Below are 12,675 nucleotides of genomic sequence, written 5' to 3'. Positions count from 1 at the left end.
TCAGATGGCCGGCGACAAGGAGCCGACCATGACCGACGCCGCCCCGCTGGGGTTTCACCACATCCGCCTGGAGCTGGCGCGCGAGCCCCAGCACCCCGAAGGCGACCCTGACATGGGCTATGACATACTGGCGCCCCTGACGGCCGAGCGCCGGCTGGACGCCGCCGTCTGGCGCGAGGCGCCCGAGAAATGCCGGGTGCGCCGCTTCTCGCACGGGGCCACCCTGGCCTTCGGACGCCTGCGCCATGCGGCGCCGGACCGCTGGTTCCTCGATTTCGAACCCGGAGAGGCCGACGACGCCCACGGCTTCCGCCTGGCCGACGAAGTGATCCAGACCGGCGAATACCTCAGCCTTTCGACCGGCGACCAGACCCACACCTATGTGGTGGCGCGGGCCGAGCCGGTCTGAGCGTCAGAAATATTCGGCGTTGGCGGGGCACTGGGCGCTGATGCGCCGGGCGGTGATGCTGGCCGGAATATAGGGGGTGCCGCGCAGCAGCTGGGCCCCGCCGCGGAAGCTGAAGCTGGTGTCCTCATAGGTTCCGTTCAGCCGGACCTGAATCCGCCGCCCCTTCTTGTCCTGGCACGTCCCCTCGAACCGGGCGCGGCCGTCGCCGACCACCCGGGTCGGATAGGTGCAGCGCCAGCGGTTGGTCGACAGGCCGCCGAAGAAGCGGTTGATCTCGCTGGGACGGACGCATTTCTGATGGGTCTCGTTCTGGCCCAGGGCGCTGGTGGTGTATTCCCAATAGCCCGGCAGCACTTCCGACTGGGCCGGAGTCTGGGCGGGCGCCGTGGCCGGGGCGGCCAGCATCAGGGCGCCGGCGGCGACGGGCGCCAGGGCGGCCAGCAGTTTAAGAGACGGACGGGACATGGCGGCCTTCTGTTCAGCGGAAGTCTTCATGATATGGCGTATAGAGCGCGTCATTTGAATGACGGCTGAACGAGGCTGTTCCCCGCCGTCCAGCCGCAGGGCTGGATTTCGGCCGCCGCCGGCGCGCCTGGCCTCGGCGTTCAAGACTCGGCTTGACGCCCGACCGCCTCTTCCCTTATACGGCCCCCTCTCGCGCGGGCTGGTTCCCGCGCGCAACTGTTTCATGCGTCCGCTCCCACGCTTCGGGCCGGACGCCGCACCTTAAGGATCTGACGATGTCGCGTCGTTGCGAACTCACCGGTATCGGCCCGATGGTCGGCCACAGCGTGAGCCACTCGAACATCAAGACCAAGCGCCGCTTCCTGCCGTCGCTGAAGACGGTCAAGGTCACCTCGGACGCCCTGGGTCAGACCTTCTCGCTGCGTATCTCGAACGCCGCCCTGCGCACCCTGGACTATAAGGGCGGCCTGGACGCCTTCATCGTCAAGGCCCGCGACGAGCAGCTGTCGATCGCCGCCCAGCGCATCAAGCGCCAGGTCCGCGCCAAGCTGGCCGAGCAAGCCGCCGCCTAAGTCGGGCGACGCATCATGATCTGGAAAGGGCCGGCGGCGACGCCGGCCTTTTTCTTTGCGCGCCTTCCAAGCCCGGATTAAGCCTGACAGGCAACCGGAGGGGAATCCGCATGACTGTCGCCCGCACCCTGGCCGCCTCGGCCGCCGCCCTTGGTCTTTCGGTTTCGGGCCTGTCGGCCCTGACCGTCGCGCCGTCGATCGCCCAGGCGCAGGAGACGCAGGCGGCGACGCCGGTGCGCGAATCGACCCCCTACACCCTGGCGACCGACCAGCCCCTGACCGTCGAACAGCAGGCCATGCGGTTCGACACGGCCGATCTGTCGATCAAGGTCACTCCCCAGGACAAGGCCATCGACGCCGTCGCCGTTCTGGGCTTCACCGCCAAGGCGCCGCTGGAGCGGCTGGTGGTCGATCTGGATACGCTGCTGCCCATCTCTTCGGTCCAGATCGACGGGGTCGAACTGGCCGCCGACCGCTGGTCCAACCCCGAGGGGCGGCTGACGGTCGAACTGCCCCAGACCCTGGCGGCGGGCGGGTCGGTCGTCCTGCGGGTCGCCTATGCCGGACAGCCGCGCGTCGCCCCGCGCGCGCCCTGGGACGGCGGCTTCGTCTGGTCCACCGCCCCCTCGGGCGAGCCCTGGATCGCCACGGCCGTCCAGGGCGAGGGCTGCGACATCTTCTGGCCCTGTATCGACAGCCCGCACGGCGAGCCCGGCCGGGTCGATCTGCACATCACCGTCCCGTCCGACCTGTCGGCTCCGTCCAACGGCCGCTTCCTGGGCAAGGTCGATCACGGCGACGGCTGGACCACCTGGAACTGGTCGGCCAAGAGCCCCAACACCTACGCCATCGCCCTGAACGTCGGCCCCTATGAGGAGGTCAGCGGCCAGTATCAGAGCCGGTTCGGCAATACGATCCCGCTGCACTACTGGCATCTGAAGTCGGACGCGCCCGAGAAGGTTCAGGCCCTGTTCGCCGAATTCCCCCAGATGCTGGACTTCTTCGAAGCCAACGTCGGCCCCTTCCCCTTCGGCGACGAGAAGATGGGCGTGGTCGAGACCCCGCACCTGGGCATGGAGCACCAGACCATCAACGCCTACGGCAACGGCTACAAGATCGACGGCCGGGGCTATGACTGGCTGCTGCAGCACGAGTTCGCCCACGAATGGTTCGGCAACCAGCTGACCAACGCCAACGCCGACGACATGTGGCTGCATGAGGGACTGGGCAGCTATATGCAGCCGCTGTACGCCCGCTGGCTGCTGGGCGACCGCTACATGCAGCGCGAACTGGCCAATCAGCGCGAGGGGCTGGTCAATAAATACCCCGTGGTGTCCGGCACGCCCAAGACTGAGGACGAGGTCTATAAGGGCGACGTGGGTCCCGGCGGCGACATCTATTCCAAGGGTTCGCTAATCGCCCATTCGCTGCGGATGCTGATCGGCGACGACGCCTTCCATCGGTCCCTGACGCGGCTGGTCTATGGGACCGACGATCCTCGCCCCGGCGCCTTTACGCCCCTGTACCGTTCGACCCAGGACTATCTGCAGATCGTCAATGCGGTGACGGGCGAAGACTATGGCTGGTTCTTCCGCGGCTATCTGTACAACGCCGCCCTGCCGGTCCTGACCCAGACCCGGCGTGACGGCCGGCTGAGCCTGCAATGGACGACCGGCGACGGCGGCGTCTTCCCCATGCCGGTCGAGGTCGAGATCGACGGCCGCGTTCGGACCGTGGCCATGACGGGCGGCCGGGGCGAGATCGCGGTCCCGGCCGGCGCCCATGTCCTGATCGACCCGCAGAACAAGGTGCTGCGCCAGATGGACGTCATCGACCGGCTTCAGGCCTATAAGGCCGAGCAGAGGGCGGCGGCCAAGCCCTAGAGGCTGATGGCCTCCTAAGCCGCCTCCACCGTCACTGACTGGCGCACCATCCGGCAGCGTTCCTGGGTGGTCAGAAAGGCGATGTCGGCGGCGTCGCGGCCGCAGGCGATCCGCACCAGCCCCTCGACCGGGGCCAGGCCCGTCGGATCGACCAGCCACCAGCCCCCGTCCAGCCAGACCTCGAAGATCGCGTGGAAATCGGGCGGGGTCAGCTGATGGGCGAAGGCGCTGACGGCGCGGGCCGGAATGCCCGAGGCCCGGCAAAAGGTCATGCCCAGATGGGTGAAGTCGCGGCACACGCCCGCCCGATCAATGAAGGTGCGGGCCGCCGTCGTCTCGGTGTCCGAGACCCCGTGTTCATAGTCGATGTTCTCGGCGATCCAGTTCAGAATGGCCAGAACCCGCGCCCCGCCCGCCGTCTCGCCGAACTGGCGCGTCACGAACCGGCCGAACTGGTCAGACGGGCAATAGCGGCTGGGCTGAAGATAGGGCAGGACCTCGGCCGGCAGATCGCCCCAGTCGTGCTGCGAGACGCTGGGCGGCAGCCCTTTCAACACCCCATTGTCGACCACCGCCTCATAGACCAGGCTGACCTCGCCCTGGACGTGGCAGCGCAGGGTCCGGGCGCCGAAATCGACGTCCTCGTCTTCCTGGAACTGGACCGGCGGATCGAAGGTCAGTCGCTCCTCCAGAATCTCCTGGCCGGGCCAGTGGGCGACCTGAATCTTGTAGATGGCGTCCGTGGGCGGATCAAAGCTGTAAACGAGCTCGGCGCGAACGCGCAATTTCATGGGGTCTGACCGGTGGAAGGGAATGGGGCTAACGCCATGCGACTGGGGCCGTTCCATGTCCAGCCCCTCCAGACTGTACGCCGCCGTACACGGAAGGCTTAAATAGACAAGCCTCGCCAATGTGTTACGGTGTGAGCCCTATGGACCTCTCCCTATCTGACCTGCCGTCTGCCTCGCAGGTCGGACCTGCGGCCTTCCGCTGGGAGCGAACCCGCCGCAACGGGAAGACGAAATCATGACGGACTACGACGTCCGCGCCCAGGTCGCCCTGAACGACTGCGACCGGGAGCCGATCCACATCCCCCAGGCGATCCAGGGCCACGGCCTGCTGCTGGTGCTGAATCCAGACGCCCTGACTCTGGAACAGGGAGCCGGGGCGATCGAGGATCTGACCGGCCAGACCCGCTGGATCGGCCTGCCGATCGCCGATCTTCTGGGCGAGGTGGTGGGGCGTCGTCTGCGCGACATGGCGGCCATCCGCGAGGCGGGCTTCGCGGGCCGCTGGCGCGCGGCCAACCGGCTGGAATACGACGTCGTCGTCTATTATGCGCCCGCCGGAAAGGCGGCCGCGACGGAGACCGCCCCCGCCCTGCGGATGGTGGTCGAGGTCGAGCAGAGCTCGCAACAGGCCCGGCTGGGCGTCGAACTGATCACCCGGCTCGATACGGCCGGCGCGGCCCTGGAACGCAGCGCCACGGTCCAAGGCGTCTGCGAACGCGCCGCCGACGCCTTCCGAAGCCTGACCGGCTTTGAGCGGGTCATGATCTATCGCTTCCTGGACGACGAGGCGGGCCAGGTGGTGGCGGAATCGCGCGCGGGCGAGGCGACCTCCTTCCTGAACCACCATTTCCCGGCGACCGACATTCCCCGCCAGGCGCGGGCCCTTTATCTGCGCAATCCGGTGCGGGTCATTCCCGACACCCGCTACACGCCCCAGCCGCTGCGGCCGCCGTATCCGGACGAGCCTCCGCTGGACATGAGCGACAGCGGCCTGCGCTCCGTGTCGCCGATCCATATCCAGTATCTGCACAATATGGGGGTGCGGGCTTCGGCCTCGGTCTCCATCATCGTCGATGATGTTCTGTGGGGCCTGGTCGCCTGCCACAGCAGCACGCCCCTGCTGCTGTCCTATGAACTGCGCGTGGCCTGCACCACCCTGGCCCGCACCCTGGCCCGCCAGCTGAAGACCAAGGCGGACGCCGAACTGTATCGCGAACGGGTCCGGCTGCGTCGGCTGGAGGATGAGCTGATCATCGGTCTGTCGCGCGACCGCGACCTGGCCTCGGGCCTGGGGGATCAGGCGGGCGCGCTGAAGGACCTGGTCGGCGCCGACGGCGTGGCGATCGTCCAGGGCGACCGGATCGAGGGGTTCGGCCATGTCCCGCCGCCGGAGGCCCAGCGTCAGATCGCGGACTGGCTGGAGGCGCAGCCGGGGCTTCGTCCGGTCGCCACCAACGCCCTGTCCACCCTCCTGCCCGAGGCCGAGGCCTGGCGGACCCACGCCAGCGGCCTTCTGGCCGTGCGCCTGCCGGGGCCGCAGCCGCTCAGCCTGCTATGGTTCCGCGCCGAGATTCTGGAGACGGTGCGCTGGGCCGGCGATCCCTCGACCGCCGTCAAATCGACGGACGGGGGCGGCGCCCTGACGCCCCGCGCCTCCTTCGCCGAATGGCGCGAGACCGTGTCGGGCCGCGCCCGCCGCTGGGGCGCCGCCGCCGTCGAATCCGCCGCCCGCCTGCGCGACGCCCTGTCGGACTTCACCTCCGTCACCCAGCTTCGCAGCCTGAACCAGTCGCTTCAGGCCCGCCTGTCCGAGCGCGACCTGCGGCTGGAGCAGCAGGAGTTCCTGATGCGCGAGGTCAATCACCGGGTCCAGAACAGCCTGACCCTGGTGTCCAGCTTCCTGGGACTTCAGGCCCGCGACCTGGGCGACGGCCCGGCCAAGGTCGCCTTGCAGGAGGCGCGGCGCAGAGTGCGGGCCGTCTCGACCGTCCACACCCGCCTCTATCGCGGGGATCATGACGCGGCCATCGACCTGTCGCGCTATATCGGCGAACTGGTCGAGGATCTGGGCTCAAGCATGGGGCCGGAATGGGTCTCGGCGATCGAGACCGATCTGGCGCCGGTCTGCGTCGGGGCCGACCGGGCGGTGACCATCGGCCTGATCCTGACCGAACTGATCATCAATGCTCAGAAATACGCCTATGACGGGGCGCCGGGTCCGCTGCGCATCGGCCTGACCGAGGCGGACGACAGCCTGCGTCTGGTGGTGTCCGACGACGGCAAGGGCGGCCACAAGGCCGGCAAGGGCTTCGGTTCGATGATGATCGGCAGTCTGGTGGCCCAGCTTGGCGGTCAGATCGACTATCGCGATCAGAAGCCGGGACTGGAGGTCGCCCTGCGCACGCGCATCGAGGCGCCGGCCTGAAGCCAGGCCCTGCGGCGGACGCCGCGTCAAACAAGCTTCGCGGCGAAGGCCGCAGTCAACAGGAAAAACGGGCGCGGAGATCATCTCCGCGCCCGTTTCCATTCTTCGACTTAAAGCAGCTTCAGGTCGATGGCCGAGGTCTTGCCGCGCTGATTTTCCAGCTCGTATTCGACCTTGGCGTTTTCATCGAGGCCCTGAAGGCCGGCCTTCTGAACGGCGGTGACGTGAACGAACACGTCAGAGCCGCCGCTGTCGGGCTGGATGAAACCATAGCCCTTGGTGGGGTTGAACCACTTGACCGTACCGGTCGCCATGTCTGCGTCTCCGTAAACGCGCTTTTCCAGGCGGATCTCCCTCGGGAGGACCCGACAATCCATCTGGACAGCTCGTTCAGGCGAAGGAGCGAGACGCGGGTGTGGACCCCACGCAAAATCCGGACTGCGCCTCTGTTGTCACCCGGCTTTTCCAGACGGTCAACAGCAAAGCGGCGGGCCTTTTCGCCTATCGCGCTTAACGGCAGACGCCCCGGTCGGCGGCGTCGAGGTGCAGATGGTTCTCGTGGGCGGCGTTATAGTCGGGCGTCAGGACCGTGGCGAACAGGCCGCAGGCGCCGTCACGCAGGGCGTGCAGGAAGCGAGACCCCGCCGGTCCCGCCCGCCCCTCGCCGCGCCAGTCGTCCAGCACGGTCACGGTGCGCCCGTCCGCCAGGGTCACGCCCGCGACGTCCAGGGCGTTGGCGCGGGCGTGTTCGCTGGGCCGTTCGCTGACGTCCTGAGAGCCGTAGATGCGGCGGCAGGAATAGGTCCCATAGTTTTCGACCCGAGCCGGGACCGAGCCCAGCATCTCGCGGGCGGCGGGCTGCAAGACCTGACGGTCCCAGATGACGTAACGCACCGCCAGCGGGCACTGCATCACCACATCAGCCGGGGCCAGGGGCGTCGCCGCGCCGCCGGTGATCCGCACCGCGCCGCGCACGACGCAGAAGCCGCCGTCGTCGCGATCGGCGGCGCGCTCGACCTCGACCCCCGCCTCGCGCAGAACCTGCATACAGGCCTCGGTCGCGCCCTGCACCTCTTCAGGCGCGGCGGTGGGGGAAAGGTCGAAGTCCGCCACCTTGGCCGCCGTCGCCCGCCCGACCGGCTGGTTCAAGTCCAGCGGTTTCCAGGGCAGATCCTGCGGCGGCGCATAGGCGTTCAGCAGGGCGAAGGCGGCGCAGGCCAACAGCCCGACCTCCCACATCAGATTCCAGAAATCGGCGAAGTCGCGCTTCATGAGGCCCCAGCATGGACCGCCAACGGCCCCGCTGGCAAACGCGAGCGGGGCGCGCGCGTTCAATCCCGGCGGTTCTCCAGGCTCAGGCGGCGACCGGGGTCAGGTTCAGGGGTTTGACGCGCGGCAGGATGATGCGCCTCGCCTGGGCCTTCTCGAGACGCGCCAGGGGGACGTGTTTCACATGGCCGTCGGCGGGTCGGAAATCGATCCGGCACCCGGCCGGACCGCTCTGCTGGGGCGGGGCGACCCGAACCCCCAACCGGTCCAGAAAGTCATAGGCGAAGGCCAGATTGTCCTCGCCGATGGAGTTGACGAACCGGCCCGGGCTGGCCCCGCCGAACAGCTGGGCCTCCAGCCGGCTCTGCCGCGCGCCGGCCTGCAACAGACCCTCGATCAATCGGGGCATCAGATCATCGCCGTAACGCGCCGGGTCGCCCGAAGACCCAAGCCGACGCTGGGGCAGGACGAAATGGTTCATTCCCCCGACGCGCGCCACTGGATCATGGATGCAGGCGGCCACGCAGGAGCCCAAAACCGTGGTCAGGACCAGATCGGGCTCGTCGGACACCCCGTATTCGCCCTGGCCAAGCGACAGGCGGCGACCGCCGCCCGACGGGTCCCTGTTCAACTCCGAAAGATTGCCGATCAACATAGGCGGACCCGGTTTCGTTAAGTCGCGACTATGAAAGGTCAGGGTGTAGAAAGCGTATAGAAGACGCCGGTACGAACCCTTAGGCCCAGGTCAAATCGTTGCAGTCACAAGCAAAAATTGCGTCTCGCGGGACTTATAGGGGACGCCGCCCTAGGTATTGATCCGTAAACGCGCCGCCGCCCCAAGGCTCCGCTTGTCCCCGGACGCCCGACCCTGCACCATGGCGCCATGGGAAAGAAGACCGACGCCTATGACGCCGAACTGGAACGGCTCCAGCTCGCCGTTGTGAAGACCCAGGCCTGGACGATCGAACACGGGCTGCGCGTGGTGATCGTGCTGGAGGGGCGCGACACGGCGGGCAAGGACGGCGCCATCAAACGGCTGACCGAACATATGTCGCCGCGCCAGACCCGTGTGGTCGCCCTGCCCAAGCCCAGCGATCGCGAAACCACCCAGTGGTATTTCCAGCGCTATGTCCCGCATCTGCCGGCGGCGGGCGAGACCGTCATCTTCAACCGCTCCTGGTACAATCGCGCCGGGGTGGAGCCGGTCATGGGCTATTGCACCCCCGAACAATACGCCCAGTTCCTGACCGACGCCCCCCGGTTCGAACGGATGCTGACCGAGGACGGGATCATTCTGATCAAGATCTGGCTGGACATTTCGCGCAAGGAGCAGGCTCAGCGGCTGAAGGAGCGCCGGGTCGATCCGCTGAAACAGTTCAAACTGTCGTCCCTGGACGCCGAGGCCGAGGCCCGGTTCGACGCCTATTCCGCCGCCCGCGACCGGATGCTGGACGAGACCGACCGCGCCTACGCCCCCTGGACCGTCATCGCCACCGACGACAAGAAGACCGCCCGGCTGAACCTGATCCGGCACATATTGAAGGTGCTGGACCATTGCGGCGAGGAGATCGCCGCACCGGACGACGAAGTGGTCTTGACCGCCGCCGAAGCCAAGGGCCGGCTGGCGCGATAAAAGAGGTCAGGCTTCGCCCGCGATCTGGCGCAGGGCCTGTTCGAACACCTCCGCCGGCTGGCCGCCGCTGATCATATATTTGTTCTCGACCACCACGGCCGGGACCGAGTTGATCCCCCGCGACCGCCACAGATCCTCCTCGGCGCGCACCGCCTGGGCGTAGCGGCCCGACGCCAGGACCTCGCCTGCCTCGGCCCGGTCGAGCCCTGCCGCCTCGGCGGCGGCCGTCAGAACCCCCGCGTCGGTCAGGTTGCGGTTTTCGGTGAAATGGGCGGTAAACAGGGCCTGTTTCAGCGCCTTCTGCTTTTCAGGCGCGGTCTCGTGGGCCCAGTACAGCAGGCGGTGGGCGTCGAAGGTGTTCCAGATGCGGCTCTCATCGGTCATCCGCATGTCGAAGCCGACCTCCCCTGCCCGCTCGCGGATCATGGCGCGGTTGGCGGCCGACTGTTCCGGGCTCGCCCCGTATTTGCGGCCGATGTGTTCGACGATGTTCTCGCCCTCCGGCGCCATCTGCGGGTTCAGCTCGAACGGGTGAAAGGTGACGTCGGCCTGGACGCCTTCGTCCTTCAGCCGGTCCAGCGCCGCCTCCAGGCCGCCCAGCCCCACCACGCACCAGGGGCAGACCACGTCGGAGACGAAGTCGATCTTCAGGGTCTTGGAAGCGGTTTGGGACATGGCGCGCCTTCTGAAACAGCCTTGGTTTCGGATCATATGGGAGGGCCGCTGCCCTGGCGCCATTGAGCAGGAGGTGAGCGGGGCGGGTCTGCCGCCGCAGACCCCGCGCACCGCTTGTTCACCCGCACCCGCGCGCTTCACTCACCCCAGTTTCAGATCGCGCGGCGGACGGATCCGTCGCCAGCGGGCCTCGACGAAGGCGAAGGCGCCGAACGCCATCAGACCCACAGCCGTCAGCCCCAGGATCCATGAGCCGCCGGGCTGGCTTTCCAGCGTCTCCAGGGCGGCCGCCGTATTGGTGACCTCGCCCGATCGGGTGTGCAGACCGGCCAGAACGACGAAGACCCCCAGCGGCAGATAGGCGAAGCCCCGCGCCCCATAGCCGATCCGCGCCAGGATCGAGGCCGGACGGCGCAGGCCGTCAGGACAGGCCAGGGCGGCGTCGAAGTCGTCGCGGAAGGCCCGCACGATGTTGCCGATCCCGACCCCCAGCACCACCAGCCCCGCCGACATAAGCAGCAGGTCGCCGAACGGCAGGTCCAGGACCATGGCCGCCTTCTCCTGGTTTTCGGCGATGCTTTCGGCCTGGTCCGCCGCCTGGCTGGTCGCGCCGCCCGCCTCGTCCAGATATTCGAACACCCCCGCCGCCAGCAGGCCGTAGAACAGGCCGCTGGCCGCCTGGCCCGCCCGCGTCGCCCAGCCCTTCAGATCGCGCCCCGCATGGTCCGCATCGAAGACGGCCTGCAGGACGCGCCAGCCGACGAAGGCCCACAATCCCAGGCCGAGGGCCACCAGCCAGACCCGACCGAACGGCTGTTCCGCCAGCCAGCCCGCCGCCCCGCCCGTGCCGACCGCGTCGCCGATCCGGTCCAGGGCCGCCAGCAGGGTCAGGGCGCCGGCCGACAGATAGACGAAGCCCCGCGCCCCATAGCCGATCCGCGCCGCCTGTTCGATCAGGACATGGAGCGGCGGCGTCCGGCGCGCGGCGGCAAGCCGGTCGCGCACGGTTCGGCCCAGGGCGGCGGCGGCGTGACGAAGGCGGGCGACAGCCATGCGGGCTCCTGAAGAGGCGGAGCCGTTCAACGTGCCCGGCCGCCTATGGCTCCCGCCCCGCCCGCCGCCTCAGGCTCCGTGGGCGGCGGGAAGCTCCAGCACCGCCTTCAGCCCGCCCATGTCGCTGTCGCTGAGCGTCAGCCGCCCGCCATAGGCGCGGGTCAGGTCTTCGACGATCGACAGACCCAGGCCCGATCCGGGCGCGCTTTCGTCCAGCCGGGCGCCGCGCTTCATCACCGCCTCGCGCTGATCGGCCGGCAGGCCCGGTCCGTCGTCCTCGACCACGACGATCATCTGGCCCAGGCCGTTGCCCCCGGCCGAGACCCGCACCCGCCGCCGCGAGAACTTGGCCGCATTCTCGATAAGATTGCCCAGAATCTCCTGCAGATCCTGACGCTCGCCCAGAAAGGCCAGGTCGTCGGGCGCGCGCCAGTCGATCTCGGCCCCCTTGTCGCGGAACACCTGTTCGATCATGACCGCCAGCTCGTCCAGCACCTCGGGCACCGGCGTGGTCTCGCCCAGGCCGTGGGCGGCGCGGGCGGCGGCGCGGGCGCGGCGCAGATGGTGATCGACCTGGCCCTGCATGATCTGGGTCTGGCGACGCACCAGTTCCGGCAGGGCCCCTTGCGCCGTCCCGGCCTCGGCCAGCATGACGGAGATGGGCGTCTTCAGCGCGTGGGCCAGGTTGCCGACATGGGTGCGCTGACGGTCCACGACCTCCTGATTGTGGTCCAGCAGATTGTTGACCTGTTCGGCCAGGGGCTGGATCTCCAGCGGATAGGCGCGTTCGATCCGGGCCGCCTGGCCCTTGCGGACCGCCGCGATCTCATTCCTCAGATCATAGAGGGGCCGCAGACCCACCTGGACCTGGATGAAGACCGCCGAGACCAGGCCGAAACCCAGCAGCAACAGGGCGACCCAGGTCACGGTGGCGAACTGGCGCGCATCCGCCTCGACATTGGAACGGTCGATCCCGACGAAGAAGACCACCGGCGCGGCCCGCCCCGGCAGGGACTTCATGCTGGCGGCGATCCGCAGCGGCTCGCCCGCCGGACCGACGGCGTTATAGGTGATGGTCTGGCCATAGGCGTCGTCCAGCCGCGCCGGCAGGTCCGGCGGCGCGACCAGGTCTTCGCCATACAGGGAGTCCGACCGGGTCAGGATGCGCAAGCCCCCCGCCAGGGTCGGCTCGGCCGTCATCCAGTATTTGCCGGAAAAGACCCGCAAGGTGGGCGCGTCCATGATCTGGGGCGTCATCACCGTCCCGCTGGCGGTGACGGTCCGCACCACCAGTTCGTCGGTCGTCTCGGCCAGGACGTTGCCCAGGCGGCGCAGGGCCGATTCCTTGAACTGATTGGTCAGGACCAGGCCCGTGGCGACCAGGGCCAGCAGGATCCAGCCCGAGGCCAGCCAGATCAGCCGCCGCGTCAGCGACCGCCCGGGCCGGCCGAACCATCGGCCCCAGCCGGCGCGCCTCGTCCCCCCGTCCCGGTTCATCGA

At 68.4% G+C, this 12,675-nt stretch carries 13 protein-coding genes; 5 read left to right on the top strand and 8 right to left on the bottom strand.

Annotated elements, in window-relative coordinates:
* Positions 1–28 precede the first annotated feature (28 nt).
* Positions 29–409, top strand: a complete 381-nt coding sequence (locus GGQ93_RS13845; protein ID WP_224764379.1) for a hypothetical protein — start codon at positions 29–31, stop codon at positions 407–409.
* 3 nt (positions 410–412) lie between these two features.
* Here the strand turns inward: GGQ93_RS13845 and GGQ93_RS13840 are convergent, their stop codons facing one another.
* On the bottom strand, positions 413–874 hold the full coding sequence (locus GGQ93_RS13840) for a DUF3617 domain-containing protein (RefSeq protein ID WP_224764378.1): 462 nt from the start codon (positions 872–874) through the stop codon (positions 413–415).
* A gap of 275 nt (positions 875–1,149) precedes the next feature.
* Between GGQ93_RS13840 and rpmB the strand changes: the two genes are divergently transcribed.
* The gene (rpmB, locus tag GGQ93_RS13835) at positions 1,150–1,446 is read left to right on the top strand and encodes a 50S ribosomal protein L28 (RefSeq protein ID WP_054764747.1); all 297 of its coding nucleotides are present in this window, start codon (positions 1,150–1,152) and stop codon (positions 1,444–1,446) included.
* A gap of 110 nt (positions 1,447–1,556) precedes the next feature.
* Positions 1,557–3,329: a M1 family metallopeptidase gene (locus GGQ93_RS13830; RefSeq protein WP_183217809.1), complete on the top strand. Its 1,773-nt coding sequence runs from the start codon at positions 1,557–1,559 to the stop codon at positions 3,327–3,329.
* Positions 3,330–3,343: 14 nt separating this feature from the next.
* On the opposite strand, the gene GGQ93_RS13825 is transcribed toward GGQ93_RS13830, so the two are convergent.
* Positions 3,344–4,120 carry a transglutaminase-like domain-containing protein gene (locus GGQ93_RS13825; protein WP_183217807.1) on the bottom strand — a complete coding sequence of 259 codons (777 nt, stop codon included), beginning with the start codon at positions 4,118–4,120 and terminating at the stop codon, positions 3,344–3,346.
* A 235-nt stretch (positions 4,121–4,355) separates the two neighbouring features.
* Between GGQ93_RS13825 and GGQ93_RS13820 the strand changes: the two genes are divergently transcribed.
* Positions 4,356–6,545: a histidine kinase dimerization/phosphoacceptor domain -containing protein gene (locus GGQ93_RS13820; protein ID WP_183217805.1), complete on the top strand. Its 2,190-nt coding sequence runs from the start codon at positions 4,356–4,358 to the stop codon at positions 6,543–6,545.
* A gap of 110 nt (positions 6,546–6,655) precedes the next feature.
* Here the strand turns inward: GGQ93_RS13820 and GGQ93_RS13815 are convergent, their stop codons facing one another.
* The 3 genes from GGQ93_RS13815 to GGQ93_RS13805 all read right to left on the bottom strand — a co-directional run bounded on the left by GGQ93_RS13815 (position 6,656) and on the right by GGQ93_RS13805 (position 8,469).
* Positions 6,656–6,859, bottom strand: a complete 204-nt coding sequence (locus GGQ93_RS13815) for a cold-shock protein (protein ID WP_008264090.1) — start codon at positions 6,857–6,859, stop codon at positions 6,656–6,658.
* A 196-nt stretch (positions 6,860–7,055) separates the two neighbouring features.
* Complete coding sequence (locus GGQ93_RS13810; protein ID WP_183217802.1) at positions 7,056–7,817, bottom strand: extensin-like domain-containing protein; 762 nt, start codon at positions 7,815–7,817, stop codon at positions 7,056–7,058.
* Positions 7,818–7,899: 82 nt separating this feature from the next.
* Entirely contained in the window at positions 7,900–8,469 is a 570-nt protein-coding gene (locus GGQ93_RS13805; protein ID WP_182714557.1) for a chemotaxis protein CheD, read from the bottom strand.
* A 228-nt stretch (positions 8,470–8,697) separates the two neighbouring features.
* On the opposite strand from GGQ93_RS13805, the gene ppk2 reads away from it, so the two are divergent.
* On the top strand, positions 8,698–9,447 hold the full coding sequence (gene ppk2, locus GGQ93_RS13800; protein WP_182714573.1) for a polyphosphate kinase 2: 750 nt from the start codon (positions 8,698–8,700) through the stop codon (positions 9,445–9,447).
* Between the two features lie 6 nt (positions 9,448–9,453).
* On the opposite strand, the gene GGQ93_RS13795 is transcribed toward ppk2, so the two are convergent.
* From GGQ93_RS13795 to GGQ93_RS13785, 3 genes are all read right to left on the bottom strand, one after another.
* Positions 9,454–10,122 carry a DsbA family oxidoreductase gene (locus tag GGQ93_RS13795; RefSeq protein ID WP_183217800.1) on the bottom strand — a complete coding sequence of 223 codons (669 nt, stop codon included), beginning with the start codon at positions 10,120–10,122 and terminating at the stop codon, positions 9,454–9,456.
* A 141-nt stretch (positions 10,123–10,263) separates the two neighbouring features.
* Positions 10,264–11,175, bottom strand: coding sequence for a DUF1206 domain-containing protein (locus GGQ93_RS13790; RefSeq protein ID WP_183217799.1), 912 nt, complete (start codon positions 11,173–11,175; stop codon positions 10,264–10,266).
* Positions 11,176–11,244: 69 nt separating this feature from the next.
* Positions 11,245–12,672 (bottom strand): sensor histidine kinase, encoded by a 1,428-nt coding sequence (locus GGQ93_RS13785; RefSeq protein ID WP_183217797.1) that lies wholly within the window; start codon positions 12,670–12,672, stop codon positions 11,245–11,247.
* Between the last annotated feature and the right edge of the window lie 3 nt (positions 12,673–12,675).

The sequence above is a fragment of the Brevundimonas aurantiaca genome (assembly GCF_014199955.1).
GTDB classification, from domain to species: Bacteria; Pseudomonadota; Alphaproteobacteria; order Caulobacterales; family Caulobacteraceae; genus Brevundimonas; species Brevundimonas aurantiaca.
This window is presented reverse-complemented; position numbering and strand designations above follow the sequence as displayed.